The sequence below is a fragment of the Mycolicibacterium sp. SMGY-1XX genome (genome assembly GCF_059132455.1).
The window spans coordinates 6,512,528-6,538,076 of the sequence record NZ_CP101139.1; the positions used below are offsets into that span (position 1 = coordinate 6,512,528).

Here is a 25,549-nt window from a genome sequence, read left to right on the forward strand (position 1 = left end):
GATGGTGGGTATGGCCGACGAGGAGCTTGCTCAGCTGTACGCAGCAAGGCCGGAGGAGTTCACCGCACTGCGCACCGCATTGGCCAAGGCCGCCAAGGACCGCGGAGACACCGAGGCGGCCACACGGATCACCGCGGCGCGTAAGCCGACGACGGCCGCCTGGGTGGTCAACTCCCTGGTGCACAGTGACGACGACGCCCGCGACCGGCTTCGTGATCTGTCCGCCCAGCTACGCGACGCGCACGCCGAGATGGACGGCGACCGCATCCGGGCGCTGTCGGCCGAACAACGCCAGCTGGTGACCCAGTTGAGCAAGGCGGCGTTCGCCGCCGCCGACGTGGCCAACCCCTCGGCCGCGTTGCACGATGACGTGACGGCCACCCTGCAGGCGGCGATCGCCGACCCTGAGGTGGCCGAGCGGCTGGGCACGCTGGTCAAGGCCGAGCAGTGGTCGGGGTTCGGGTTCGGTGTGTCCACCGCCAAAGGGCCGGCCCCGAAGAAGCCGCCGCCCGCGCCGCCGGTGAAGAAGCCCACCGAGAAAACCCGTGAGCGGGCCAGCGAGCAGGATCGGACCCGCCGTCGTGAGCTCGAAGCCGCCCGCGCGGCGATCGCCGAGGCGCGGCGGGCCAAGTCGGACACCGACGAGTTGATGCTGAGCCGCCACAAGGATCTCGCCGCGGCCAGGACACACCACGAACAGGCGCAGCGCCGCCTCCGCGATGCCGAACGTGCCCTGCAGGAGGCGGAACAGGCCTACGCCGACGCCGAGCAGGCCGGGCTGGCCGCCTCGGCCCGCATCACCGAGCTACGGGACCGGCTGGATCAGTTGCGCGGCTGATCAGGTGGCGGAAAGCCGCCCGTGGCCACCGGCCCCCAGCGGGCCGGCGTGATCCGGATCAGACACTTGCCCTGGTCCTGCATGGCCTGCCGGTACTCGTCCCAGTCGGGGTGTTCACCGGCGATCGCGCGGTAGTAGTCGACCAGTGCGTCCACCGCCTCGGGCAGGTCGACGATCTCGGCGTCGCCGTCGATCTGGACATACGGACCGTTGAACTCGTCGGAGAGCACCACGACGCTGGCGGCGCCGTTGCGCCGGATGTTGACGGTCTTGGCGCGCTGCGGATATGTGGAGATCACCAGGCGACCGTCGTGAACCCCTCCGGTGACAGGTGAGCTCTGCGGACTCTTGTCGGGCCGAAAGGTGGTCAGGATCATCTGGTGCCGCGGCTTCACGAACTCCAGCAGCTGATCGAGTTCCACACGGTCAGCGGTTGCGTACTTGCGGGCCATGGTGCCCACCGTAGTCACTGCCGGTTCGGTCAACGCCGGATGCGGGTCCCGCTGACCTCGGCACCGGTGTCGCGGGGCAGGCGAACGGTTTCGATGAGCGTCAGCGCCAGCATCCCGGCGAGCACCAGGTACGTCCAGGTGTAGGCCGTGCCGAGGTCGCCGCCCGCCAGCGGGGTCAGCTGGCTGAGCAGCAGCGCCGCCACCGCGATGCCCACACCGGCGGCGAGTTCCTGCACCGAGGCGTTCAGCGTGTTGCCGTGGGTGAGGTTGTCGCCTTCGACGTCGGCGAAGGCCAGGGTGTTGTAGGCGGTGAAGCCGATGGAGCGCAGCGCGCCGCTGACGTAGAGGATCACCACGATGGCCCACACCGGCAGTCCCGGCTGCAGCACCGCCAGCAGCGCGAACCACCCGACCGACACCACACCGTTGACGAGCAGCACCCGCTTGATCCCGAACCGTCGCATCAGCGGCGTGGTGACCGGCTTGATGGTCAGATTGCCGGCGAACAGCGCGGCCACCATCAGCCCGGCCATGAAGGGGGTCCAGCCGAACACCAGCTGGAATTGCAGCGGCAGCAGGAACGGGACCGAGGTGATGACCATCCGGTACAGCGATCCGGCGGTGACGGTGATCCGTAACGACCGGAACCTGAGCACACTCAGCCTGATCAGCGGCTGTGCGGCGCGGCGCAGGTGGACGACGGCGCCCCCGAGCAGGACCACGGCGACGGCACCACCGATCGCCACGAGCAGCCAGTCGGTGCCGGTGACGCGGATGCTCTCCAGGGCGATCAGCGCCGCCGCGATTCCCGCGCCCAGGGCCAGCAGGCCGCGCCAGTCCAGAGGCCGCGCCGAGTCGGCGGGCCCGCCGCGCATCAGCTTGAGCGCCAACAGGAAACCGGCGACCCCGATCGGGATGTTGACGATGAAGATCCACCGCCATGAGCCGAGCGTGGCGATGGCACCGCCGAGGACGGGCGCCACCACCGGTGCGGCCAGTGCCGGCCAGGTGAGCAGCGCAATGGCGCGCACCCGGTCGAGCTTGTCGCTGTAGCGCAGTACCGCGAGCCTGCCGACGGGCACCATCATGGCCCCGCCGATTCCCTGCAGCACCCGCATCCCCACCAACATGGGCAGCGAGACGCTGAGCGCGCAGCCGATCGAGGCCAGGGTGAACACGACGATCGCGGTGAGGAAGACGCGGCGGATACCGAACCGGTCGGTCATCCATCCGGTGGCGGGTATCAGCACCGCGACGGTCACCAGATACGCCGAGATCGCGACGTTGACGTCCACCGGTTCGACGCCGAAGGACGAGGCGATCAGCGGGATGGCCGGGGTGATGATCGTGGCGTCGAGGATCTCCATGAAGAAACACCCGGCCACCAGCAGTGCCATTCCCAACGGGAACGCGGTTCGCTCAGCGGATGACACCGCACAAGTGTTCCAGTGGGCGCGTCGCCGGACGCGGCCGGATTGCTTTACAGCCGATAACGAAACGCGGGTAGGGTTCCACCGGTGACGGCTGCACCTGCACCGACCGCGGGCCGGCCGCGCGATCCCGAGAAGGACATCGCCGTCGTGGCGGCCACCCGCGAACTGCTGGTGGAGGCCGGCTATCAGGGCGCCACGGTGGTGGCGATCGCGCGCCGCGCCGGTGTGGGCGCCCCGACGATCTACCGCCGCTGGCCCAACAAGGAAGCGCTGATCGAGGAGGCCGCGTTCGGGCACGCACAGCCCGCGCCGCTTCCGGTCGCCACCGGCGACCTGCGCGCGGATCTGCGGGCGTGGACGGCGATGTTCCTGGAGTGGCTGGCCGACCCGGTGACGCGGGCCGCACTGCCCGGATTGCTGGCCGCCTACCATCGCGACGAAGAACTCTACGAACGCCTGGTGGTGCGATCCGAACTCGACGTACGCACCGCCATGGCCGACCTGTTGGCGCCCACGCTGGCGAAATTGCCTGCAGCACAACGGGATATCCGGTCCGATGCGGTGTTCGACTTCCTGGTGGCCTCGACCGCGACACGCGCGATGACGCGCGGGTTGGCGGATCGGGAGGCCTACTGCAGCCGAACGGCCGACGCCTTGGCCGTCCTGGCGACGGCGCCCTGAGGCGTCATCCGCCGAACAGCAGGTACAGGCCGGTGAAGGTGTAGGCGACCATCACCAGCATCATCGCGAGCTGCCCGGTCAGCTGATGCCTCTTGGGTAGCAGGCGCAGGGCCGCGTCGTGCGCGGCGACCACCCCGGCCATGTGGCCGGCGACCACGCAACCGACCTTGATGGTGGCCAGCACGCCGGGGTGGGTGGACAGGATGTAGTGCACGTCCCAGCTCAGGCCCAGGGGTTCGACCAGCAGGATCACCGTCTGTTGCCCGCGCTCGACGAGATACGAAAGGTAATGCGCCGCAACGTATCCGATCACGATGGGAATCAGCGAGTGCGCCAGCTGCCCCGGGAGCCGACGGCGACGCTCGGCGTCCACTCCCCCGGTGGCCCGCGCCGCCCCCCAGAACGACACTCCCACCACGGCGATGAACACCGCCAACCCGAGGGTGCGCACACCGCTGGCCACCCACGGGTCATCGCTGATCCCGTCGACGAAACTGCGCCACCCCGGCATGGCCGAGAAGCTGTCGAACGCCGTCGATCCCAGCAGCACGGCCAGCACCGTGACGGTGCCCGGACGCACCGGAAGCGTACGGAGATGGTCGAACGGATTACCGACCACCAGCACACCCGCGGAGTTGCGCCGAAACGGCGACATGCGCGACGCGGCAACGCTGTAGACCTCGAACGGGTCTGCCCGCGTGAACCAGCGGGCGCCGCAGACGGCCGCTCCGGCGAACATCGCCACCGCATACACCAACAGCCACAGCGAAATCGCGGACACCGAGCCGGGATCGGGGCTGGCCAGTTCCAGCCACACGAACGCGAACAAGCCCAGCGCCGCGGGCCGGTACCCCCACCCGGGCGGGTAATCGCGCCGCCCCGCGGCCAATCTGGTTGGCAGGAACCGCCATACGGTGCGCACGGGAGAGATCACCCGCCATACCGGACCCACCACCACCGACACCGCCACCACACCCACCCATAGCAGCACATAGAACGTCCCGGGCAGTGGATTGTCGGCGTCCTGTGGAGCGGTCGCGGCCAGCACCAGCACCCAGACCGCCAGCACCAGCACCCAGACCGCCAGCGCGAGCACCAGGATGGCAGCCGTCCACCGGGTGACCGGGCTGTCGACGACGCGGCTGAGCCGATCAGGCAGGCGGCGGCCCGGTTTGGCCGGATCGAAGCGCGGAGAGCGCCACGCGAACGCCACGACGACGAACGTCAACGTCAGCGCCCACGCCGCGCCGATCAGGGCGTAGGTGGGCGGGATCGGCAGATCCGTCGAGCCACCGAGCCCATGGGCGAGCACGGCGGCCTGGGTCACGGGCGAACCTGGATGGTCGCCACGGTGCGGTGCAGTTCATGCAGCTCCACCTCGACGCGTCCGGGTATGTCGACGGTGAACTGAAAGGTCTGCGCGGGAGCGGCTTTCACCTCGAACGTGTACTCCGGTACGGCGTGCACGTGTAGCTCATCGGCGGCGTCGCTGGTGACGTTCACGGTGATCGGGGTACCCACCTGCGCTTCCAGGGTGGCGTTGGTGGGGGTCACCGTACCTGCGGCGATGGTGATGTCGAGAGAGGGACCGGATGGTGCCGGCTCGGCCTGGCTGGACGACACGCCGCTCGCCGGCGGGGCTCCCGCGGACGCGCTGCCTGACGGCATGGCACCGGACTGGGCGGGGCCGGATTGGCTTGTGCCGCAACCGCTGAGCACCAACGCTGTGCCGATCAGCACGCACGCAGTACGGTACCTCACTGTTCCCCTTCGTTGGGTTCCGCCGGATCGTCACCCTGACGCCGGTCGCGTACCGCGATGAAGAGCACCACCCCGGCGACGATCACGGCGGGGATCAGGGCGGGCAGAGCGAGCAGCAGGGTGTGGTCGGCGAGGTAGATGACGTCGTGGTGCGTTGTCATGTACCGGGGGACACCCTCGGTCGGGTGTCCTTGCGCTGAGCCGGTTCGGGTTCGCTGCCGTTGATCCGGCCGGCACCCCACGTCAGGGCGGCGATCAGGATCAGTGTGCAGATGAGCACCACGATCGACGCCGCCGTGAACAGCCAGCTCGGGTGGTCGAAGTTGCGTTCGCGCTGCAGGATGGTGATCTCGGGGACGAAATCCCGGGTGGCGTTGGCCTCGGCCGGCACTTCCTGGGCGCCGATTCCAGGGTCGCCGGCCAGGAAGATCGGCACGCCCGCCATGGTGGTGCCGTCCTGGACGCGCAACAGCGTCTTCCACGTGCCTGACACCGGGATGGGTCGGGTGGACCGGTAGTGCCCGGGGCCGACCCGATCGAGCCGGTCTATCACCAACCCGCGTTCGTTCTCCAGACCACCCTGCCAGGCCAGAATCGTCACCCACTCAGGGTTGTCACTGATGAGGTCCGGCGGATTGATCCGGACGTCGGCCGACACCATCCGCTGGTCATTCTGCGCGGGTAGGTCGGTCAACGCGATTGTGGCCGTGGCATTCTCCGGAACCTCGGTGCGCAGACCGTTGGCCACCGCGCCGCCGATGACCAGTACCGTCAAGACCACCAGGCTGATTCCGATCGCGGGCCGCGGTAGCCGCACCCCGGTGAGCACCATGGCCAGCAGCGCACCGCAGACACCCATGAGCACCGCCACCGGGATCGCCATGCCGAGGGCTTCGGCCCACATGCTGGTGGGCCACGGGTAGTGGTAGACCGCCGCGATCCACAGCGACTCCAACCACAACCCGGCGGTGCCCACGAGCAGTCCCGCGACCGCGCCGAAGACGATGTGCCGCTTGATCAGCGGGGTGAGGGCCAGCAGTTCGACCACGATGGCCGGGCCGAGATACAGCGGGAACCAGCTGGTGGGCGCCCCCAGCACCGGGCCCACCACGAGTGCCACGGCGCCGCGCAGCCCGATCGCGATCAGCGCGGCGGCGATGGCCGCACCACGGCCGAGCACCAGACGCGCGGCCACCAATCCCAGCGCCGCGGCACCGGCGATCATCATCGGCTGCAGGGCCAGGCGGAACTGCTCGACGCCGAAGTCGTATTCGATCTGGTACACCGACAATCCGATGAGCAACCCGCCGAAAGACAAGTACTGGACGAACTTCAGGAACTTGGTGTCCGGGGGCGCGTCCGGTCCCATGGCCCGTCTGCCTTCGTATTCCAGCAGCAGCACCGCGATCAGCGAGAGCCCGGCGCCGCCGATCAACATCAGGTGCGTCGGGCCCCACAATGTGACGTCTTGGCCGAAGATCCGGTGCCACACGTCGTCGAGGGGGAAGCCGATCAGCGCGTACAACCCGCACGCCGTCATCAACAGACCGCCCACCGGGGCGAACCAGGTACGCGTGATGCGCACCGCGGCCGAGCCTGGCTTGTCGTACGGCAGTACGACCGAGAGCGCTCCGGCGATGAACAGCAGGAAGAGCCCGAACAGGATGAAGTAGTGCGCGGGGTTCGCCAGCGGACCCGAGTCGCGACCCTTCCCGATGTGCAGGCTGACATCCCAGATGAAGCCGAACAGCGCACAGATGATGGTGGCGGTGAACAGGAAGACCTGCAACGCCACCCAGGGTGGCCGGTTGAACTTGGCACCGGTACGGCCGGCGAAGGTCTGGAGCCACGTGATCTTGCGGGTCCGGTGCTGGTAACCGATCCACAACAGCACCACGGTCACGATGCCGGCGGCCACGGACAGACCGAGCACTTGATCCAGTGCGGCGCCACCACCTTCACTCGTGGCGGCCAGGATGGCGGGACCCGAGGTGGCATTCATCGACGTCACAAGGCTGAGTATGGACGGTTCGCGGGCGGTTTCAAGGGGGTTCGGGGGATTACCCGGACCGCCGGTACCGCTGTGATGGGGTGAACGCCCACTTCGGACCCGGTTTTACGTTCGGGCGAATTTGTCAAAAATCTTTCTCGTCGGGAGAAGATAGGGCGGCTGCGGAGCGGGTAATTGAGCGTGGTGCGTTCCGCTGCGGTTCTCTTCGATGTCGACGGCACCCTGGTCGATTCGAACTACCTCCACGTCCACGCCTGGTCCCGGGCCTTTGCCGAGGAGCACTTCGAGGTGTCCTCCTGGCGGGTGCACCGGTGTATCGGAATGGACGGCTCCACTCTGGTGGACACGTTGTCCGATGGCGCCGAGGAGGATGTGCAGCACCGGCTCAAAGATCTGCACTCGCGCTACTACCAGGAGACGGCCGGTCTGTTGAAGCAGCTGCCGGGAGCCCGGGCACTGCTCGAGCGGGTCGAGCAACTGGGTCTGCAGGCGGTGCTGGCCACCTCGGCGCCCGAAGACGAACTGCAGTTGTTGCGCCGGGTTCTCGACAGCGAGGACGTGGTGTCGACGGTGACGTCGTCGGAGGACGTGGACACCGCCAAACCCGAGCCCGACATCGTCGCAGTGGCGTTGGAGCGGGCCGGAGTGACGGCAGAGCGCGCCGTCTTCGTCGGCGACGCGGTGTGGGACGTCGAAGCGTGTGTGCGCGCCGGCGTGCCCTGCATCGGCCTGTTGTCCGGTGGCTTTTCACGTGGCGAACTCGAGACTGCCGGTGCGATAGCGGTTTTCGAGGACACAGCTGATCTGCTCGAGAATCTGGAGTCCACCCGGATCGGCGGGCTCGCACGGAAGGGTGGCTGACCGATGTCCATTAGGCAGGCCGAACAGGGCCTCGACCGCCGGCCCGCCGGGGTCGATGACGCCACCGTAGAGGCCACGGGCAAGCTGTCCGAGGCGCTGGAGACCATCGAACGCGCCCGGGGCGCGCTGTACACCTTCCACCAGCTGATGGGACACGCCGACTTCCAGGTGGGCGAGGCGTGCGAGAAATTGCGCGCCGCCGGCCACGACGAGATCGCCGAACGGTTGGAGACCGACCTGGTGGGGCGCAACGTGCTGCCGGGCCGGTGGACGTTCCAGGTGGTCGAAGAGTTCGACGACGTCTACTGGTCGGTGTTCCGCGAGCACGAGCGGACCGTGCGCCAGGAGCTGCTGGGTGGGATCCGCCACGTTTTCGAGGCAGAGATGAAACAGGACCGACGCACCCCCGGCCGCCCGGGACACGAGGCGACCCCCGGCTGAACCCACCCCGGGGTTATTGCCGCAACGGTCAGTTTCACCGGGTCCGTTTCGGGTATCCCGCAGCTCGAGATCGGGCGCCCGCCCGGACCTACGAGAGGGAAAGGCACGAACGGCGACATGGCGAACACCACATCCGAGCACCAGTGGACACCCGACGCGAGCTCGGTTGACGCAGGCGTCGTCGCCGCCGATCTACAGCTGTTCGGCGACCCTGGCCTGGCGTTATTCGGTGGAAACGGGTCACTGTCACCCACCACGCTGCGCTCGGGTACCAGCACCGCCTCCCTCTATCACGGTCGGCACCGTGCCGCCGAATGACGCTCCTGCCGCCAAACGCGCCAGTGTGCACCCAGAAAGGTCAGTGGATAGGTTGAACCCCTCACCCCCAACGCGAGGAGTCGACCGTGATGACCGCCCGGCGCAAGCGAGCCAGCACGTGAGCCCGGCATCCCAGCCGGCCGAGATCTGGCCCGGTAAGGCGTATCCGCTGGGCGCGTCCTATGACGGCTCGGGCACCAACTTCGCCCTGTTCAGCGAGGTCGCCGAGAAGGTCGAACTCTGCCTGTTCGAGGAGGACGGCGCCGGAGGTTACCGGGAGACCCGTTACACGCTCCCCGAGGTCGACGGTTTCGTCTGGCATGGTTTTCTGCCCGGCATCGAACCAGGTCAGCGCTACGGCTACCGGGTGCACGGACCGTATGATCCCGGTAACGGTCAGCGGTGCAACCCGAACAAACTGTTGCTCGACCCGTACTCGAAGGCCATCGACGGCAACTTCGACTGGAACCAGTCGCTGTTCGGATACAACTTCGGTGAGCCGGACAGCCGCAATGACGACGACTCCGCGGCCAGCATGCCGAAGTCGGTGGTGATCAACCCGTTCTTCGACTGGGGCGTCGACCGCCCGCCCAAATACGAGTACGCCGACAGCTTCATCTACGAAGCGCATGTCAAAGGGCTGACCGAGACCCACCCCGACATCCCGGACTCGATGCGCGGCACCTACTCCGCCATCGGCCATCCGGCGATCATCGATCACCTCAAGGCGCTGGGTGTCACCGCCATCGAGCTCATGCCGGTGCACCACTTCGCCAACGATTCGACCCTGATCGACAAGGGCCTGTCGAACTACTGGGGTTACAACACCATCGGCTTCTTCGCCCCGGATTCCAAGTACTCCAGCAGCGGCACCCCCGGTGGCCAGGTGCAGGAATTCAAGGCGATGGTGCGCACCCTGCACGAGGCGGGTATCGAAGTGATCCTCGACGTGGTCTACAACCACACCGCCGAGGGCAACCACATGGGCCCGACGGTCTCGATGCGCGGTATCGACAACGCCGCCTACTACCGGCTCGTCGATGACGACAAGCGGTACTACATGGATTACACCGGCACGGGCAACAGCCTCAACGTCGGGCACCCGCACTCCCTGCAGCTGATCATGGATTCCCTGCGGTACTGGGTCACCGAGATGCACGTCGACGGATTCCGGTTCGACCTCGCGTCGACACTGGCCCGCGAGTTCTATGACGTGGACAAGTTGTCGACGTTCTTCGAACTGGTGCAACAGGATCCGACGGTCAGCCAGGTGAAGCTGATCGCCGAACCGTGGGACGTCGGCCCCGGCGGCTACCAGGTGGGCAACTTCCCGCCGCAGTGGACCGAGTGGAACGGCAAATACCGCGACACCGTTCGCGACTTCTGGCGCGGGGAGGCCGCCAGCCTCGGCGAGTTCGCCTCGCGGCTCACCGGGTCGGCCGATCTCTACGAGCACACCGCACGCCGGCCGGTGGCATCGATCAACTTCGTGATCGCACACGACGGTTTCACGCTGCGGGACCTGGTGTCCTACAACGAAAAACACAACGAGGCCAACGGCGAGGACAACAACGACGGCGAGAGCCACAACCGCTCGTGGAACTGCGGCGTCGAAGGCCCCACCGATGACCCGGAGATCAACGCACTGCGGTCACAGCAGCAGCGCAACTTCCTGACCACCCTGCTGCTCTCCCAGGGTGTTCCGATGATCTGCCACGGTGATGAGCTGGGCCGCACCCAGGGCGGCAACAACAACGGCTACTGCCAGGACAACGAGATCACCTGGGTCAACTGGGACGAGGCCGACCAGGAACTGCTGGACTTCGCCCGCAAGGTGTCGAATTTGCGCGCCGAGCACCCGGTGTTCCGGCGACGCCGGTTCTTCAACGGCCGGCCGGTTCGGCAGCGCGGCTCCGCCGGTGTCCCGGACATCTCGTGGTTCCGCCCGGACGGATCAGAGATGAACGACGAGGACTGGGACTCCGGCTTCGGCAAGTCGGTGGCGGTGTACCTCAACGGCCACGGCATCCCCGACCTCGATCCGCGCGGTCAACGCGTCACCGATGATTCGTTCGTGATCTGCTTCAACGCCCACCACGAACCGATCGAGTTCACGGTTCCGCCCGAGGAATTCGGTGCGGCCTGGCAGCCGGTCATCGACACCGCCGCCGATCCCGGTGCCGTCGACGGTGATCCGGTGGCGGCCACCCAAACCCTCAAGGTCGGGGCGCGCGCCATCGTGGTGCTGCAGGCGGTCGCGCAGCAGTAGGTCCCCAACGGTGTGTTGAGCACCCGAGGGAGGCCTCGCGCGGTGATAATCGGGCGTGCTGTGGCTCCTGCAGGTACCTCCCCCGGTGCTCGGCGCCCTCTGGGTGGCCGCGATCGTCGGGATCTCGGTGGGTGGACTCATCCTGTTCCGCAAGCTGGTGCCCCACACCAGGTTCGAGAATGCGAATGCGGTCTCGGGCACGGTCTTTCAACTGGGCGGTGTGCTGTATGCCGTGCTGGTGGCGTTCGTGGTGGTCGTCGTGTGGGAACAGTTCGGCGACGCCCAGGACGCCACCAGCGATGAGGCCACCGCCATCACCGACCTGTTGCGGGATTCGGCAGCCCTGCCCGCCGAGGCGCAGCAGGAGGTGCAGCAGAACCTGCTCGCCTACACCCGGTACGTGGTGGACGAGGAGTTCCCGAGGATGCGTCGCGGAGAGACGGTCGACGAACAGTCCGGTCAGCTGACCGCGGTCTGGGAGAGTTATCTCAAAGTCCAGCCGGAAACCCGCAACCAGATCGCGTTCTTCGATCACGCCATCGTCCGGCTGAACGATCTGACCGCCGACCGCAAGATGCGCGTCTCCACCGGCGACGCCCAGGTACCCGGCGAACTGTGGGTACTGCTGCTGGGCGGCGGCGGCGTGATCATGGCCTTCACCTTCCTGCTGGGAACCCGGGATCTGCTGGTGCACTGCGTGGCGGTGGGGCTGACGGCGGCGCTGCTGGGCTTCGTCGTGTACCTGATCTTCGCGTTGGAACACCCGTATGTCGGTGGACTCTCGGTGTCACCCACCCCCTATGTGAACCTGCTCAAGGACTGGAGCCAGTAGACACTTTCGGGAATCTGCACACACGGCGGGAACGATGCCCTAGCGTTCGGCTGGTGGCCGCTCGCAATCCGCACGCTGGGGTGCCGTTCACCGATTCCGACGCCGACATCGCGGCGGCCCTGGAAGACGTCTCCATACCCGCACTGCTGCTGTCCTGTGTGCACATGAGCGGTGACGCCGCCCTGCTGGACGGTCCGCTCAAACCGGCCGGGCTGTTCCTCAACGAAGTCCAGGGGTTCATGAGCGAGCAGGACAAGACGGCCGCCCGCGCCCTGGCGCTCGACACCATCCGCGACTACCGCGACCGCGGCTGTCCCGAACCCGCGGCCGTGGACGGCGCCCTGCTCAAGCGGATGATGGACTGGCTGGTGTGTGAGGACGTCGCGCCCGAGTACGTGCCCATGATGCTCGAGGAGATGGAGCTCGACGGCCGAGACCAGCGTGACACCACGTTCCGCTCGACCGCGGCCGCCCGGTCCGAGTTCCCCGTCGTGGTCATCGGCGCCGGACAGTCCGGCCTGCTGGCCGCGATCCGCCTGCAGCAGGCCGGCATCCCCTACACCGTGATCGAGAAGAACCCCGGCGTGGGCGGAACCTGGTGGGAGAACACGTATCCGGGTGCCCGGGTCGATGTCGGCAATCACTGCTACTGTTACAGCTTCGAGCCTGACGACCACTGGTCGGAGTTCTTCGCCCAGCAGCCGGAACTGCAGGCCTATTTCCAGGCGGTGATGGACAAGCACGGCGTCACCGCGCACGTCCGGTTCAACACCGGCGTCACGTGCGCCGAATGGGATGAGGCCACCTCGACCTGGGCCGTCCACCTCGACACCGGGGAGATCCTGCGCGCACGGGCGGTGATCAGCGCCGTCGGCCAGCTGAACGCCCCGCACGTCCCGGACTTCATCGGCGCGGAAACCTTTGCCGGCCCGGCCTTTCACACCGCACGCTGGGACCATGACGTCGACCTGGACGGCAGGCGGGTGGTGATGATCGGCGCCGGTGCCACCGGGTTCCAGGTGGCACCCGCCATCGCCGGCCGGGTGGAGAGCCTGACCGTCTTCCAGCGCACTGCCCAGTGGATGTTCCCGAACCCCAACTATCACGCCAAGGTGGGCCCCGGGGTGCAGTGGGCGCTGCGGCACCTGCCGTTCTACGGACGCTGGTACCGCTTCCTGTTGTTCTGGCCGGGTTGCGACACCGGGTTGGCCGCCGCCAGGATCGACCCCGACTGGCCCGATCAGCAGACCTCCGTCAGCGCCGCCAACGACCTGGCCCGGATGATGTTCACCGATTGGATCACAAGCCAAATAGACGGTGACTCAGACCTTCTCGCGAAGGTGATCCCCGACTATCCCGCCACCGGCAAACGGACCCTGCAGGACAACGGCAGTTGGCTGCGCACACTGACCCGCGACAACGTGGAACTGGTCCGGGACGGCGTCGCGCGTATCGAACCCCATGCCGTGGTGGCGACAGACGGCACCCGGTATCCCGCCGACGTCCTGGTCTACGCCACCGGTTTCCGGGTCAACGACATGCTGTCCTCGCTGAAAGTACACGGCCGCAAGGGAATCGAACTACACGACTACTGGGGACCCCAGCCGTCGGCATATCTCGGTATCACCGTGCCGGACTTCCCGAACTTCTTCTGCCTCTACGGCCCCGGCACCAACCTGGCCAGTGGTGGAAGTCTGATCTTCCACTCCGAGTGCGAGGTCCGCTACATCATGGGGTGCCTGGACCTGCTGATCGCCGGCGGTAAGCGCGCCATGGAGCCGCGGCAGGACCGCTATGACGACTGGTACCGGCGCAGCCAGGCAGAACTCGAGACCATGGTGTGGTCACATCCGGCGATCGAACACAGCTTCTACAAAGACGCCGCCGGAAAGGTGCACTCGCTGAGTCCCTGGCGGCTCGTGGACTTCTGGACCTGGACCCGCAGCCCTGACCCCGACGATTTTGTCCTGAGCTAGGGGGACCATGCGCACCGTACTGATCGACGCCCCCGGGCAGATCCGGGTGGACACCGTCGCCGATCCCGCCCTGCCCGGATCCGGCGGCGCCGTGGTGGCCGTGGACACCGCCGCCATCTGCGGCTCCGATCTGCACTTCTACGAAGGTGATTATCCACTGCCACAACCGGTTCCGCTCGGGCACGAGGCGGTGGGCACCGTCGTCGAGGTGGGCGCCGACGTGCGCACCGTGACGGTGGGAGACCGGGTGCTGGTGTCCTCGGTCGCCGGCTGCGGCCGCTGCGCCGGCTGCGCGACACACGACCCCGTCACGTGCGTGTCCGGGCCGCAGATCTTCGGATCCGGCGCTCTCGGGGGTGCACAGTCGGAACTGCTGGCCGTGCCCGCCGCGGATTTCCAGCTGTTGCCGATTCCCGACGGTATCGACACCGAAGCGGCGCTGCTGCTCACCGACAACCTGGCCACCGGCTGGGCGGGCGCCCAACGGGCCGACATCCCGCCGGGCGGCACCGTGGTGGTGCTCGGCCTGGGCGCGGTCGGGCTGTGCGCGGTCCGCAGCGCCATCGCCCAGGGCGCGGGCACTGTCTTCGCGGTCGACCCGGTGCAGGGCCGCCGCGACCTGGCCGTGCGATCGGGCGCCACGCCGCTGGCACCGCCGGCGGTGGGTGCCGTGTTCGATGCCACCGCCGGCCGCGGCGCGGCATCGGTGATCGACGCGGTGGGCAATGACACCACCATGACCGACGCGCTGACGTGCGTACGCGCCGGCGGCACGGTGTCTGTGATCGGCGTCCACGATCTGAACCCGTTCCCGTTCCCGGCGCTGATGAGCCTGGTGCGCAGCGTGACCCTGCGGATGACCACGGCACCGGTGCAACGCACCTGGCCGGAGCTGGTGCCGCTGATCCGGGCCGGGCGCCTCGACACCAGCGGCATCTTCACCGACTTCCTGCCGTTGGACGCCGCGCCGCAGGCCTATGCCGCCGTCGCCGCCCGGACCGCCGGGTGTGTGAAAGTGGCGCTGACAGTCAAGACGTAGCGAGATGAACCGACTCTCGGCGGCACTGTCGCAGAGGCGGTAGCAGCACCGTACTGCCGTCTGATCTGCTGCGGGTCGGCGACCGGGTGCTGTCGACGCCCAACAGCGGCGGCCTGTCAGAAGGGTGGCGGGTCGTTGGGGTCGGCGTTTTGGGTGTACTCGCCGAAGAAGAGCCGGTATCCCCAGTTGTCTTTGAGGGCCGCGCGGTGGGTGGGAGCACCGCCGCTGGCGCGATAGGCAGCATTCAATGCGCGCTCTGCGGCGATGCGGTAGGCGCGGTCCTTGGCCTTGCTGCGTTGTCGTTTTGGCATCTTCACCGACTTGTCGGCGGCCGGTTGCTTTCTGGGGCTGCCCCGCTGCACCGGGGCCGAGGTGGTGTTCACGCGCGGGAACAGAATGCGGCTCAACGGGATGCTGGTGTACGTGTGACCCGTGGGCGTGGTGATAATCAGTGTGCCGTCGGGCTTTTGGACGTCTGACCAGCCGGCGCGGAAGGTCTTGAGCAGGTGATGGTGCCTGCAATAGCCCTTCTCGTTGGAGGGGTGTGTGGGCCCGCCATCACCCCAGGAGATGGTGTGGTCCAGGTCGGCGTCGTGGATGGGGCGGTCGCAGCCCGGCATCCGGCAGGTCAGATCCCGGGCTTGCACGAATTCGCGGTCGGCGTCGCGGAGGCGGTAGCTTTCGGTCGGCTCGAGCGACGGTGCCTTGACATGGCGAACTTCGGCACCGGCGGCGATCAATGCGGCGATCAGCGCATTCGGCACCACGCCGTATCCGGGGATGAACCCCGGCGCCCGGCCCACTTTCAAAGGTCCTGTGGAAGGAGTGGTTTCGGCGCCATCCTGCTCGTCGACGTGCTCAGCGGTTGCGTCGATGGCCTGGTCCGCCTCACCCCGGGCAGTCTCCTCCGGCCGGCCGTCTGCGGGCGGCTCGGCGTCCTGGACAGCAGGAACCGGGCAGTGCCGCGGAGCCGACGAGCCCGGCCCTTGGCCGGTGGCGGGCTCGTCGATGGCCTCGGCGTCGGGCTCAGCAGTCTCCTTGGCCGTCTCGGATTTGCTTGCGGACGAGTCTATTTCGTCCCCGGAGGGTGCGTCGACGTGCTCAGCAGCCTCGGCCTCGGCGACAGGGGCGTCTGCCGACGCCGGCTCGGTCTTTTTGCTGCGGTGTGTGACGGTCACGTTGTCCGGGCCGGTGGGGAACACGCCCTCGCCGTGGATCAGTGGATCCGGCGGCGCGTCGAGCAGGTCGGCGTCGGCGTAGATGTGCACCACGAATCGCGAGGCCACTCCGTCATCGGCGGCGGCGGCACAGGTGTCGGAGCCGCACAGGCATGTGAGGTGGCGGGCGCCGACGTGCAGGGCTTCGGTGGCGTCAGCCATGCGTTGATCCAGAGTTCGGGGATCATCGGCGCAGACGGCCTTGGCCATGGCGCGCAGTGTCCCCATCAACAGGGCCCCACCCGGTTTGCTCAACCGCATCTTGATGGTGGTGATCCCGGCCTGGTCGTCGGTGTGTTCCACACTGACCCCCCGCCCGCGCACAGTGTTGCGGACCCGGCGTACCGCATCGGGATCGAACCGTTCGACCTACACATCGACGGCGTTCTTCAAACGGTAGTACGACAACCCGCTCCACCCATACAGCGCGGCGGCTTCTGTGCAGGCGTCGTCGAGCTTGGCCAGGGCCTCGTCATCGACCACCAGCAGGGTGCGCTCCACGACGGTGGACATCACCCGCGCCGAGATCTCCCCCCGCAGAAACGCCGCGGCCAACTTGGGGAAGCGTTCCCGCATCGCCGCCCCGACCTGCAGATCGGTGAACGCCCACCTCGGGGAGATCCCGAACGCGATGCCCATCTGGGCCACCACATCGTCTTCGCCGTCGATGGCACACAAACCGGCGTCCTCGTCGGCGTCGGCGAGGAACACCGCGGCCCATTCGGCCATCGCGGCCAACCGCTGGGCTTCGCAGGCAGCGCCCGCCCGCGCCCACCCCACCGCGGCATCAACGACCGGGGCGGCATCACAGCCACCTCGCAATTCGTCGATCATCGTCGGCAAGGGGGGAACATGCTTCGACCATAACGACCGGGTCCGACAGAACCTGGCACCCAAAAGCGTTGTCAGAGAATCACATCGGTGTCGCACAATTGTCGCACAGACGCGGGCACAACGACTCCAGCAGTCACCGATGTTCCGCCGGTTGGAAGTTCCCGTGGGCAACTCCGAGCCCAGAGCGCGCACTTAAGCCCGCGCCGCGCTACGTCACGAGGTGGCTTCGTCCTCGTCGACGATCTCGTAGAACGACTCGCCGTCCTCAGGTGTCCCGTCGATCTGGCCCCGGGTGCGTCGCGCCGGACGCTCCTGCTCGTCCCCACCGGTGAGCACATCGGGCACCTCGTCGGCGAGTCGCTCGTCGAGCGTCTCCTCCTCCTTCGCCTCGATCCACTGTTCCGGCGGGTCGACGACGATATCGCCGTCGTTGTTGCGCACCTCGTCGGAGTCCAGCGATTCACTGGGGCTCAGCGTGTTGTCGGGCCCTTCATCGTCGTAATCACCGTCCACGCGCACGAGTGTGCCCCATCCCCGGATTCACAAAACCTGGGGGTTACTCGCCAGTACCAAAAGTATCCGGTACCGCGGGTATTGACTAAGCCCCATCGGGGTCCATACCGTGGGTTCATGGTTGCGCCGACTGCTCCGGGGACCGCCCGCGAAGAATTCTCCGACCGTTTGCTCAAGGGCTCGGTCAAGAAGTCCTATGCACCGATCGTCGACATCGACTGGGACGCACCACTGGATCCCGACAAGTTCTATCTGCCACCCCAGGTCGTGACGATCTTCGGCACCCCGGAATGGGAGGCGATGACCCGTGAGCAGCAGATCGAACTGTCGCGGCAGGAACTGATCAACATCCTGTCCGCGGGCATCTGGTTCGAGAACATCCTCAACCAGGCGCTGCTGCGCGACCTGATGCACAAGAACCCCACCGCCAGCTCCACCCACTACGCGCTCACCGAACTGGGTGACGAGACCCGGCACATGGTGATGTTCGGCAAGACCATCGCCCGTATCGGCGGTGTACCGGTGCGGCCCAAACTGGCGCAGCGGATCATCATCAACTCGCTGCCGTTCCTGTTCCGCGGCAGCGTGCTGTGGGGCGCGGCGCTGGTGGGCGAAGAGATCTTCGACGCACTGCAACGCCAGATCATGGAGGATCCGGATCTGCAGCCGATCGTCCAGCGGCTCATGCGGATTCATGTCACCGAGGAAGCCCGCCACATCCAGTTCGCACGCGACGGGCTGCGCAAGTCGGTGCCGGCGATGCCCCGGTACCGGAAGTTCGTGCTGGCGAATCTGCACGGCGCAGGCGGGCCGTTCTACCGGATGCTGTTCACCCTGCCCATCCAGTACCACCGGGCCGGGCTGGACGGCACCCGGATGCGCCGGGTGGCCAGGAACAGCCCGCATTTCCAGGCGATGTGCGTGACGTCGTTCGCCTCGTTGAACGCCTTCTTCGAAGAGGTGGGCCTGATGGGCCGGATCGGCCGCAGGATGTGGCGGCGGGCCGGATTCCTGTGAGCGTCATCGTCATCCGCGACAGCGCCGACCAGGCCCGTTTCGACCATTCCACCGAGACCTGGACCGTGACCACCGCCGACGGCCGGTGCGAGACGGCCGCGGTGGTGATCGACACCCGGCGCTCCGGTGACACCGCCATCGCCGTGCACGGCATCCCGAACTACTTCCGCGTCCCGGGCCCTGATGTGGAACACCAGACCCGGTTGGTGCAGCGCTGCCTGGACCTGTTCGAGCGCAGCGGAGCCGCCCGGATCGAAGCCCGCTCGCGCGTCACGGCCAGCCGGTGGAGCCCGGTGCCGTTGGCGCGGCGGTTCTACCTCAGTGGCACCGCTCCTGATGATGACGATGTCTACGAAGGCCCGGCCACGGTCGGGCTGCCCGACGGCGACGTCGACGTGCGGGCCCGGCTGTCCGGACACCTGGCGGCCATCGACGGTCGGTATCACTGGCGCGGGACCGTCACCGGAGCGCTGCCGACCGACGTCCTCAAAGGTGCGCGCACCGTCACCGTGTCCACCCCCGGACACAGTGCACAGGCCAAGATCGTCGAGCAGACCCCGTGGGGCGGCTACACCGTCACCGGTGTCGATGCCCCGCCGTACGCACTGGCCTAACGCGTCGCCGTGTCCAGCCGCTGCAGCAGGTCGTGCGCGGCCAGTTCGACCTCTTTGTGGCGCCACTCCATCGCCCGGTACACACAGGCGATCAACCCGGAGCGGTGCAGCCGCCGAAAATCGCCGTAGGCGAACGCATATCGGGCTTTGGTCTCGTCGGTGGCGCCATCGGTCAGCGCCAGGTGCCATTGCGCGTACTCATCCCAGGTGTGTGTTTCCAGGAAGTCGTTCTGCGCCTGCGCCTTGGGCTGGACCTGCCCCCAATCACTGTCCAGGACGTACTGACGGGCCCCGATCAGCTCGTGTGCCTTGCTCACCGCCGCGTCGTTGACGACGTACTTCGCCATGACTTGCTGGTATACCCCCGGCGGCAGTCGGTGTCACGCCGCCGTGCCAGAACGGCCGATGTGCCGCACACTGTGTCCATGTTTTCGCTGGAGGGTAAATCGGTTCTGGTCACCGGGGGCAGCAAGGGTATCGGCAAGGGCATCGCCTCGGTGTTCGCGCGAGCCGGCGCCGACGTGGCGATCGCCGCGCGTTCGGCCGCCGATCTGGATTCGACGGTGGCCGAGCTCGACGGCCTCGGTTCCGGAAAGGTGCTGGGCGTGACCGTTGATGTGCGGCAACCGGATTCGTGCGCCGCGATGGCCGCGGCCGTGGTGGAGGCGTTCGGTGGCATCGACGTGCTGTGCGCCAACGCGGGCGTCTTTCCCGACGCGCCGCTGAAGACCATGACACCCGAACAGTTCGACGACGTCTTCGACATCAACGTCAAGGGCAATGTCTTCAGCGTGCAGGCCTGCCTGGACGCGCTCATCGCCTCGGGCCGGGGGCGGGTGGTCCTGACGTCCTCGATCACCGGGCCTATCACCGGTTTCCCGGGCTGGTCACATTACGGCGCCTCGAAGGCCGCACAGCTGGGGTTCATGCGGACGGCCGCGATCGAGCTGGCTCCGCACCGCATCACCGTCAACGCCGTCCTGCCGGGCAATGTGTACACCGAGGGCCTGGCCGATCTCGGTGAGGACTACCTGGCGCAGATGGCCCGCTCCATCCCGAACGGCGCGCTGGGCAAACCCGAGGACATCGGGTACGCCGCAGCGTTTTTGGCCTCCGACGAAGCCGGCTACATCACCGGCCAGTCGATCACCGTCGACGGCGGGCAGGTGCTGCCGGAATCGCCGGAGGCCGTCACACCCTGAATCAGTTCATGTTCCAGGGCGCGCCGTAGGTGGTCACGCTGTCACCGGCCGAGGAGATCAGCCGGGCATAGGGGCGCAGCAGCACGCCACCGGCCGCACCGGTCACGGTGCCGTGCGCGTTGGAGACCGCCACCGCACCTCCCGAGCCGGTGACGTCCACGGAGAAGGTGGCGACTTCCTGGATGCCGGGGCCGTTGCCCAGGTCAGCCGAGATCGAGACGCCGGGGAACAGCGGCGGGGTCACGATGGCCGGGATGAGGTCCAGATCGAAACCACCGGTGATGGGGTTGAACGTGCCGTAGTCCTGGCCGTCGAACGCGATGTTCGGGGTGGTGTAGCTGAAGTTGATGCCCACACCCAGCGACCACGGGAAGCCCACCTGGTAGCCCAGCTCCAGCACGCCCTCGAAGTCGTCCGCGCCCGCACCGGTCACCGCGTAGACGGCCTTGCCGGAGTGGAACCACTCCCGGGTGAGGCGGTTGCGGTCCAGCGGGAAGACACCGTTGAGGAACGTGTCCCACTGCTGGATGGTCAGGGTGCGGCCCTGACCGTCGACGAGGCTCAGCTCATTGTCCAAGCCAGCATGTGAGGTGCCCGTGCTCGCGAACAGAGCCGCGACGGAGGCGATCAACGCCACCAGCACCCGTCCGATTACCTTCATTTTGCCCCCAGCCTGGTCGGCGGTGAATTCCCGGCAGTTTGTTCAACCGGGGTCGGCGGTTACCGCACTGAGGATGCTGGCACCGTCCGGGGCCAAAAGGTCACAAATGAGAAACTTCACATGCTGCTCTTAATTAACGCTAACGATTGCGTCTTGGATTCAAAACAGCAGGTCAAGGGCCGCGGTGACAATGCTGTCGGTGTCGATGCCGTGGTAGCGGTACACATCCTCGAGGGCACCGACCTGCCCGAACCGGCTGACGCCCAGCGCAATCGAGCGGACGTTGTTGATGCCGGAGAGGAACGACAGCGTGTGGGGATGGCCGTCGAGCACGGTCACCATCGGTGCGGCGCGTTCGGCGCCGAACACCTGCTCGAGAACCCAGGTGGGCGCCTCGGAGCGCCCCCGCCGCGCCTGCACGGCATCGAACAGCAGTCCGGGGCTGGTCACGCACACCACGTCGGCATCGATCCCCTGCTCGGCGAGACGGTCTGCGGCAGAAAGGGTTTCGGTGATCATCGCGCCCATCCCCACCAACGTCACCGCGGGAGAAGCGGCCCGCCGCAGCAGGTAGGCGCCGGCGACCACCTGGCGTCGGCGGCGCTCGCGTGCCGCCGGATCCCCGGGGACCGCCGCCAGTTTCTGATCCACCGGCCGCGTCGACAACCGCAAGTACGACGATGTGCCATCCACCCGGCCCAGCCGCGCCAGACACGACAGCAGGGTCCACTCGACATCGATGGCGAAGGCGGGTTCGTAACTGACACACCCGGGTTGTTCGAGGCCGATCGACGGTGTCTTGATCGACTGGTGCGCACCGCCTTCGGCGGCCAGAGTCACCCCCGACGGCGTGCCTACCAGAATGGACTGGCCGCCGGCGTAGATGCCGTATGACCACGGCTCCAGCGCTCGTTCCACGAACGGGTCATAGAGCACGCCGATCGGGAACAGTGGCTCACCCCAGCGGCTCCAGGTGGCGCCGAGTTCGCCGATGAGCCCCACCAGGTTGGTCTCGGCGATGCCGAGTTCCATGTGCTGGCCGGTCGGTTTCTCGCGCCAGTGCATGATGGTCTCGGCGTCGTCGTCGAACCAGTCGCGCCGCTCGGTCGTGGACCACACCCCCACCTTGTTGAGCCAGCCGGCCAGGTTCGTCGTCGAGCTCACGTCGGGGCTGACGGTGACCACCCGCCCGGCCGCCTCGGGCGCTTCCCGAGTCAGGTCGAGCAGCGCGCGTCCCAGCGCCGCCTGGGTGGTGGATGTCCCCGTCGGGGTGCGGCCGATGTCGATGGGGACCGCAGGCGGTGTGCCGTCGGGCACCGGCCGCCGCTCCAGACGGTCTCTGGTGGCCGCACACAGCACCGCCTCGTCGCTGCCCTCGTCGAACCGCCGCCACGGGTGTGTGGGGTCCATGCCCAGCTCGGCAGCCAGCTCGTCATACTGTTCGACGGTCAGCAGGGAGGAGTGGTTCTGCGGATGTCCTTGTGTAGGAAGGCCGTAACCCTTGATGGTGTAGGCGATCACCACCGTCGGCCTGGTGTCGTCGATCTGGCTGAACGCCTCACGCAGCAGGTCGTGGTCGTGGCCGCCGAGGTTGCGGATGGCCGACAACAGGGTGGCGTCGTCCAGCCCCGCGATCAGGTCGCTGATGGCGCCGGCGCCCTCGCCCCCGCCGGGCAGGCGTGCGCGGAGCTCCTCGGCGTCGCAGCGCAGCAGGCGCTGGTACTCGGGGTTCGGCATCTCCACGATGCGGCGTCGTAATGCGTCACCACCGGGTTGTGCGAACAGGGCTTCCAGCAGCCGGCCGAACTTGCAGGTGATCACCTGCCATCCGGCGGCGGCGAACATCCGCTCCAGCCGGTCGGCGGCGATGTGTGGCACCACCCGGTCCAGCGACTGCCGGTTCATGTCCACGATCCACACGATCTCGCCGTACTCGGCCACGGCGGGGTCCAGGATCGCCTCCCAGACCGCGCCTTCGTCGAGTTCGGCGTCACCGACCAGCGAGTACTGCCGCCCCGTTCCCCCCGCATCGCCGAAACGGGACACATACCTGCGTGCCATGGCGGCCCAGATCGGTGCCGTCGCGCCGATCCCCACCGAGCCGGTCGAATAGTCCACCGGGTCAGGGTCTTTGGTGCGGCTGGGATAACTCTGCAGACCGCCGAACTCCCGCAAGGTGGTCAGGTACCGCTCGTCGAGTTCGCCGATCAGGTAGTTGATCGCGTGCAGCACCGGTGACGCGTGCGGTTTCACCGACACCCGGTCGCCGGCCCGCAGATGCTCGAACCAGAGTGAGGTCATGATCGTCGCCATCGAGGCCGACGAGGCCTGGTGCCCGCCGACTTTGAGGCCCGAGGTGTTGGGCCGGACACGATTGGCGTGGTGGATCATCGCGGTGGACAGCCACAGCACGCGTTTCTCGATCTCGACCAGCGGATCGCTCATGTCACCCTCCTCTGACGTGCGAAGTCACCTCGAGTCTGGATTCTCGACGTGAATCTGCGCAACGATGTCCGCAGACTCTGTGCAGATTGCACAGCAGAGACGAGCAACGAAGCGGGGAGACGAGCACTATGCCTGAGGTACGCGACACCGTCGACACCATCGACACGCGCATCCTGTCCGCGCTCAACGACGATCCCCGGGCCGCCGCGGTCACCCTCGCCGACCGCACCGGGCTATCGCGCAACACCGTGCAGGCCAGGCTGGCCAGGCTGGAGGCCGGCGGCGTGCTGCGCCGGTTCGAGCGGCGCATCTCACCGGCTGCCCTCGGTTATCCGTTGACGGCATTCATCCTGACCACGGTCACACAACGGAAACTGCAGCAGGTCGCCGATGCGCTCGCGGCGATTCCCGAGGTTCTCGAGGTGCTCGGCATCAGTGGACCGGTCGATCTGCAGGTCCACGTGGTGGCCCGCGACGCCGACGATCTGTACCGGATCGCCGGGCGCATCCTGGACATCGACGGTGTGGAACAGACCAACACCTCGCTGGTGATGCGTCAGCTGGTGGATTTCCGGCTGACTCCGCTGCTCGAACAGCAGTGACCCGCTGAGCCTCAGCCCATCTGGAATTCGTCGAACGCCGCGATCAGATCGGATCCGGCGAAGGAGGCGCCGCACTGGCTGCGAAGGGTCAGCAACGGTGCGGTGATGTTGCGCAGGTCGAAGTACTCTCCGGGGTTTGCCGTGAAATAGGACCGGACGGTGTTGGTGGCCTGATCCCGCGGTTGCGTCAACGCGTTGGACAGGGCGTCGTTGGCCCCCGGATGCGAGGCCAGATATTGGCTGGCCGCACCGGAGACCTGGCTGATGGTGGCGGTCGCGGCGTCGGCTCGGCAGGGCTCCGCCGCTGCGGTCGGTGCGGCCAGGACGGCTACCGCGAATCCTCCGGCCAGCGCTCCGGCCGCGCCCCGACGGACGATGTTCCCGGTGAGGTTCATAAAAGTGTTTCCCTTCGAGTACGCCCCGTCCCTGGCAGCTACGTACCCGCCGGGGTGGGCGGTAAACGCCGGCCCCCACCCGACACGCCCACGGGCGGATGTGATCGAAACGTTATCCAGGCAGGTGACAAGGGGTCCCGCGAACCGAATCCGTCTCCGTGTTACCAGTGAGTAACCTACGTCGGCGTAACCTCCGCTATCGTCGGGCAGACGGACCACCATCTCCACTCTCCACGGAAGGACGGTCCCCATGGACGAACTTCGTTATCTCGACCTGCATGGCAATCGTGTGGCCTACCGCGACGCCGGCCCGGACACCGACGACGGCAGCCACGAAACCCTGCTGTTGATCCACGGGATGGCGGGTAGCTCGGAGACGTGGCGCTCGGTGATCCCGCAGCTCGCCCGCCAGCACCGCGTCATCGCGCCGGACCTGCTGGGACACGGCGGCTCGGACAAACCGCGCGGTGACTACTCACTGGGCGCGTTCGCGGTATGGCTGCGCGACTTCCTCGACGAGCTGGGCGTCCCGCATGCCACCGTGGTCGGGCAGTCGCTCGGTGGCGGCATCGCCATGCAGTTCGGCTATCAGCACCGCGACAAATGCGAACGGTTGGTCCTGATCGGCAGTGGCGGACTGGGCCCGGACTTGAACTGGATGCTGCGGCTGCTGAGCGCGCCGGGGGCCGAGCTGGTGCTGCCCGCGGTGGCACCACAGCCGGTCCTGAACGTGGGCAACTCGATCAGGTCATGGCTGTCCTCGGCGGGCATCCACTCCCCGCGCGGCAGCGAGATGTGGAGTGCCTACACCTCGCTGGCTGACCGCGAGACGCGCAGTGCTTTCCTGCGCACGCTCCGCTCGGTCGTCGACCACCGCGGTCAGGCGGTCAGCGCGCTGAACCGGCTTCATCTGACAGCTCAGGTGCCGGTGCTGTTCATCTGGGGTGAGAGCGACCGGATCATTCCGGTGACCCATGGCCATGCCGCTCATGAGGCGCTGCCGGGCAGCAGGCTCGAAGTGCTGCCGAACATCGGACATTTCCCGCATGTCGAGGCACCCTGGGACGTGACCCGGATCCTGGAGGATTTCATCGCCTCCACAGATCGCCGGTCGACCGCCGTCACCCGCTGCTGAGG

The 25,549-nt window shown here is 67.3% G+C and carries 25 protein-coding genes and 1 pseudogene; 14 read left to right on the forward strand and 12 right to left on the reverse strand.

The window, feature by feature from the left end; translation table 11 throughout:
- The first annotated feature begins 10 nt into the window (after nt 1-10).
- On the forward strand, nt 11-838 hold the full coding sequence (locus tag NL241_RS31085) for a hypothetical protein (protein ID WP_494395981.1): 828 nt from the start codon (nt 11-13) through the stop codon (nt 836-838).
- Here the strand turns inward: NL241_RS31085 and NL241_RS31090 are convergent.
- A complete protein-coding gene (locus NL241_RS31090; RefSeq protein ID WP_494395982.1) occupies nt 823-1,290 on the reverse strand; it encodes a PPOX class F420-dependent oxidoreductase in 468 nt (155 codons plus the stop codon). The two genes, NL241_RS31085 and NL241_RS31090, sit on opposite strands and share 16 nt — an antisense overlap.
- 29 nt (nt 1,291-1,319) lie before the next feature.
- On the reverse strand, nt 1,320-2,687 hold the full coding sequence (locus NL241_RS31095; RefSeq protein WP_494398420.1) for an MFS transporter: 1,368 nt from the start codon (nt 2,685-2,687) through the stop codon (nt 1,320-1,322).
- A 120-nt stretch (nt 2,688-2,807) separates the two neighbouring features.
- Between NL241_RS31095 and NL241_RS31100 the strand changes: the two genes are divergently transcribed.
- On the forward strand, nt 2,808-3,404 hold the full coding sequence (locus tag NL241_RS31100) for a TetR/AcrR family transcriptional regulator (protein WP_487693205.1): 597 nt from the start codon (nt 2,808-2,810) through the stop codon (nt 3,402-3,404).
- Between the two features lie 4 nt (nt 3,405-3,408).
- Here the strand turns inward: NL241_RS31100 and NL241_RS31105 are convergent, their stop codons facing one another.
- From NL241_RS31105 to NL241_RS31120, 4 genes are read right to left on the reverse strand one after another with little or no spacing between them, the layout of a single operon-like run.
- Nucleotides 3,409-4,731: a hypothetical protein gene (locus NL241_RS31105; RefSeq protein ID WP_494395983.1), complete on the reverse strand. Its 1,323-nt coding sequence runs from the start codon at nt 4,729-4,731 to the stop codon at nt 3,409-3,411.
- Complete coding sequence (locus tag NL241_RS31110; RefSeq protein WP_494395984.1) at nt 4,728-5,144, reverse strand: hypothetical protein; 417 nt, start codon at nt 5,142-5,144, stop codon at nt 4,728-4,730. The genes NL241_RS31105 and NL241_RS31110 overlap by 4 nt, the downstream gene beginning before the upstream one ends.
- 17 nt (nt 5,145-5,161) lie before the next feature.
- Nucleotides 5,162-5,326 (reverse strand): hypothetical protein, encoded by a 165-nt coding sequence (locus NL241_RS31115; RefSeq protein ID WP_487693207.1) that lies wholly within the window; start codon nt 5,324-5,326, stop codon nt 5,162-5,164.
- Complete coding sequence (locus tag NL241_RS31120) at nt 5,323-7,167, reverse strand: hypothetical protein (RefSeq protein WP_487693263.1); 1,845 nt, start codon at nt 7,165-7,167, stop codon at nt 5,323-5,325. The genes NL241_RS31115 and NL241_RS31120 overlap by 4 nt, the downstream gene beginning before the upstream one ends.
- Nucleotides 7,168-7,356: 189 nt before the next feature.
- Between NL241_RS31120 and NL241_RS31125 the strand changes: the two genes are divergently transcribed.
- From NL241_RS31125 to NL241_RS31155, 7 genes are all read left to right on the forward strand, one after another.
- Nucleotides 7,357-8,037, forward strand: coding sequence for an HAD family hydrolase (locus NL241_RS31125; protein ID WP_494398421.1), 681 nt, complete (start codon nt 7,357-7,359; stop codon nt 8,035-8,037).
- A 3-nt stretch (nt 8,038-8,040) separates the two neighbouring features.
- Nucleotides 8,041-8,478 (forward strand): hypothetical protein, encoded by a 438-nt coding sequence (locus NL241_RS31130; RefSeq protein WP_494395985.1) that lies wholly within the window; start codon nt 8,041-8,043, stop codon nt 8,476-8,478.
- Between the two features lie 117 nt (nt 8,479-8,595).
- Nucleotides 8,596-8,796, forward strand: a complete 201-nt coding sequence (locus tag NL241_RS31135) for a hypothetical protein (RefSeq protein WP_487693209.1) — start codon at nt 8,596-8,598, stop codon at nt 8,794-8,796.
- Between the two features lie 118 nt (nt 8,797-8,914).
- Nucleotides 8,915-11,065 carry a glycogen debranching protein GlgX gene (gene glgX / locus NL241_RS31140; RefSeq protein ID WP_494395986.1) on the forward strand — a complete coding sequence of 717 codons (2,151 nt, stop codon included), beginning with the start codon at nt 8,915-8,917 and terminating at the stop codon, nt 11,063-11,065.
- A 55-nt stretch (nt 11,066-11,120) separates the two neighbouring features.
- Entirely contained in the window at nt 11,121-11,897 is a 777-nt protein-coding gene (locus NL241_RS31145; RefSeq protein WP_494395987.1) for a bestrophin-like domain, read from the forward strand.
- A 53-nt stretch (nt 11,898-11,950) separates the two neighbouring features.
- Entirely contained in the window at nt 11,951-13,873 is a 1,923-nt protein-coding gene (locus NL241_RS31150) for a flavin-containing monooxygenase (protein WP_494395988.1), read from the forward strand.
- Nucleotides 13,874-13,880: 7 nt separating this feature from the next.
- A complete protein-coding gene (locus NL241_RS31155; protein WP_494395989.1) occupies nt 13,881-14,912 on the forward strand; it encodes an alcohol dehydrogenase catalytic domain-containing protein in 1,032 nt (343 codons plus the stop codon).
- Between the two features lie 116 nt (nt 14,913-15,028).
- Here NL241_RS31155 and NL241_RS31160 read toward each other — a convergent pair.
- A pseudogene (locus NL241_RS31160) lies at nt 15,029-16,963 on the reverse strand (HNH endonuclease signature motif containing protein).
- A gap of 213 nt (nt 16,964-17,176) precedes the next feature.
- Entirely contained in the window at nt 17,177-17,476 is a 300-nt protein-coding gene (locus tag NL241_RS31165) for a hypothetical protein (protein WP_487693214.1), read from the reverse strand.
- Between the two features lie 117 nt (nt 17,477-17,593).
- On the opposite strand from NL241_RS31165, the gene NL241_RS31170 reads away from it, so the two are divergent.
- A complete protein-coding gene (locus NL241_RS31170; protein ID WP_487693215.1) occupies nt 17,594-18,493 on the forward strand; it encodes an AurF N-oxygenase family protein in 900 nt (299 codons plus the stop codon).
- A complete protein-coding gene (locus NL241_RS31175; RefSeq protein WP_494395990.1) occupies nt 18,490-19,107 on the forward strand; it encodes a DUF4873 domain-containing protein in 618 nt (205 codons plus the stop codon). The genes NL241_RS31170 and NL241_RS31175 overlap by 4 nt, the downstream gene beginning before the upstream one ends.
- On the opposite strand, the gene NL241_RS31180 is transcribed toward NL241_RS31175, so the two are convergent.
- On the reverse strand, nt 19,104-19,454 hold the full coding sequence (locus NL241_RS31180) for a hypothetical protein (protein WP_487693217.1): 351 nt from the start codon (nt 19,452-19,454) through the stop codon (nt 19,104-19,106). The genes NL241_RS31175 and NL241_RS31180 overlap by 4 nt on opposite strands.
- Before the next feature lie 78 nt (nt 19,455-19,532).
- Between NL241_RS31180 and fabG the strand changes: the two genes are divergently transcribed.
- A complete protein-coding gene (fabG, locus tag NL241_RS31185; RefSeq protein ID WP_487693218.1) occupies nt 19,533-20,309 on the forward strand; it encodes a 3-oxoacyl-ACP reductase FabG in 777 nt (258 codons plus the stop codon).
- Nucleotide 20,310: 1 nt separating this feature from the next.
- On the opposite strand, the gene mspA is transcribed toward fabG, so the two are convergent.
- Nucleotides 20,311-20,970, reverse strand: coding sequence for a porin MspA (mspA, locus tag NL241_RS31190; RefSeq protein WP_487693219.1), 660 nt, complete (start codon nt 20,968-20,970; stop codon nt 20,311-20,313).
- Nucleotides 20,971-21,129: 159 nt separating this feature from the next.
- Nucleotides 21,130-23,415: a thiamine pyrophosphate-binding protein gene (locus NL241_RS31195; protein ID WP_494395991.1), complete on the reverse strand. Its 2,286-nt coding sequence runs from the start codon at nt 23,413-23,415 to the stop codon at nt 21,130-21,132.
- Nucleotides 23,416-23,543: 128 nt separating this feature from the next.
- Here NL241_RS31195 and NL241_RS31200 point away from each other — a divergent pair, with 128 nt between their 5' ends.
- Nucleotides 23,544-24,017: an Lrp/AsnC family transcriptional regulator gene (locus NL241_RS31200; RefSeq protein WP_494395992.1), complete on the forward strand. Its 474-nt coding sequence runs from the start codon at nt 23,544-23,546 to the stop codon at nt 24,015-24,017.
- A gap of 11 nt (nt 24,018-24,028) precedes the next feature.
- On the opposite strand, the gene NL241_RS31205 is transcribed toward NL241_RS31200, so the two are convergent.
- The gene (locus tag NL241_RS31205; protein WP_494395993.1) at nt 24,029-24,412 is read right to left on the reverse strand and encodes a hemophore-related protein; all 384 of its coding nucleotides are present in this window, start codon (nt 24,410-24,412) and stop codon (nt 24,029-24,031) included.
- A 250-nt stretch (nt 24,413-24,662) separates the two neighbouring features.
- Between NL241_RS31205 and NL241_RS31210 the strand changes: the two genes are divergently transcribed.
- Nucleotides 24,663-25,547, forward strand: coding sequence for an alpha/beta fold hydrolase (locus tag NL241_RS31210; protein WP_494395994.1), 885 nt, complete (start codon nt 24,663-24,665; stop codon nt 25,545-25,547).
- Nucleotides 25,548-25,549 lie beyond the last annotated feature (2 nt).

Coding starts and splice junctions, on each gene's coding strand:
- NL241_RS31085 (WP_494395981.1), top strand. CDS start 11: ATGGCCGACGAGGAGCTTGCTCAGCTGTACGCAGCAAGGCCGGAGGAG.
- NL241_RS31090 (WP_494395982.1), bottom strand. CDS start 1,290: ATGGCCCGCAAGTACGCAACCGCTGACCGTGTGGAACTCGATCAGCTG.
- NL241_RS31095 (WP_494398420.1), bottom strand. CDS start 2,687: ATGGCACTGCTGGTGGCCGGGTGTTTCTTCATGGAGATCCTCGACGCC.
- NL241_RS31115 (WP_487693207.1), bottom strand. CDS start 5,326: ATGACAACGCACCACGACGTCATCTACCTCGCCGACCACACCCTGCTG.
- NL241_RS31120 (WP_487693263.1), bottom strand. CDS start 7,167: ATGAATGCCACCTCGGGTCCCGCCATCCTGGCCGCCACGAGTGAAGGT.
- NL241_RS31130 (WP_494395985.1), top strand. CDS start 8,041: ATGTCCATTAGGCAGGCCGAACAGGGCCTCGACCGCCGGCCCGCCGGG.
- NL241_RS31135 (WP_487693209.1), top strand. CDS start 8,596: ATGGCGAACACCACATCCGAGCACCAGTGGACACCCGACGCGAGCTCG.
- NL241_RS31155 (WP_494395989.1), top strand. CDS start 13,881: ATGCGCACCGTACTGATCGACGCCCCCGGGCAGATCCGGGTGGACACC.
- NL241_RS31170 (WP_487693215.1), top strand. CDS start 17,594: ATGGTTGCGCCGACTGCTCCGGGGACCGCCCGCGAAGAATTCTCCGAC.
- NL241_RS31180 (WP_487693217.1), bottom strand. CDS start 19,454: ATGGCGAAGTACGTCGTCAACGACGCGGCGGTGAGCAAGGCACACGAG.
- fabG (WP_487693218.1), top strand. CDS start 19,533: ATGTTTTCGCTGGAGGGTAAATCGGTTCTGGTCACCGGGGGCAGCAAG.
- mspA (WP_487693219.1), bottom strand. CDS start 20,970: ATGAAGGTAATCGGACGGGTGCTGGTGGCGTTGATCGCCTCCGTCGCG.
- NL241_RS31195 (WP_494395991.1), bottom strand. CDS start 23,415: ATGAGCGATCCGCTGGTCGAGATCGAGAAACGCGTGCTGTGGCTGTCC.
- NL241_RS31200 (WP_494395992.1), top strand. CDS start 23,544: ATGCCTGAGGTACGCGACACCGTCGACACCATCGACACGCGCATCCTG.
- NL241_RS31205 (WP_494395993.1), bottom strand. CDS start 24,412: ATGAACCTCACCGGGAACATCGTCCGTCGGGGCGCGGCCGGAGCGCTG.
- NL241_RS31210 (WP_494395994.1), top strand. CDS start 24,663: ATGGACGAACTTCGTTATCTCGACCTGCATGGCAATCGTGTGGCCTAC.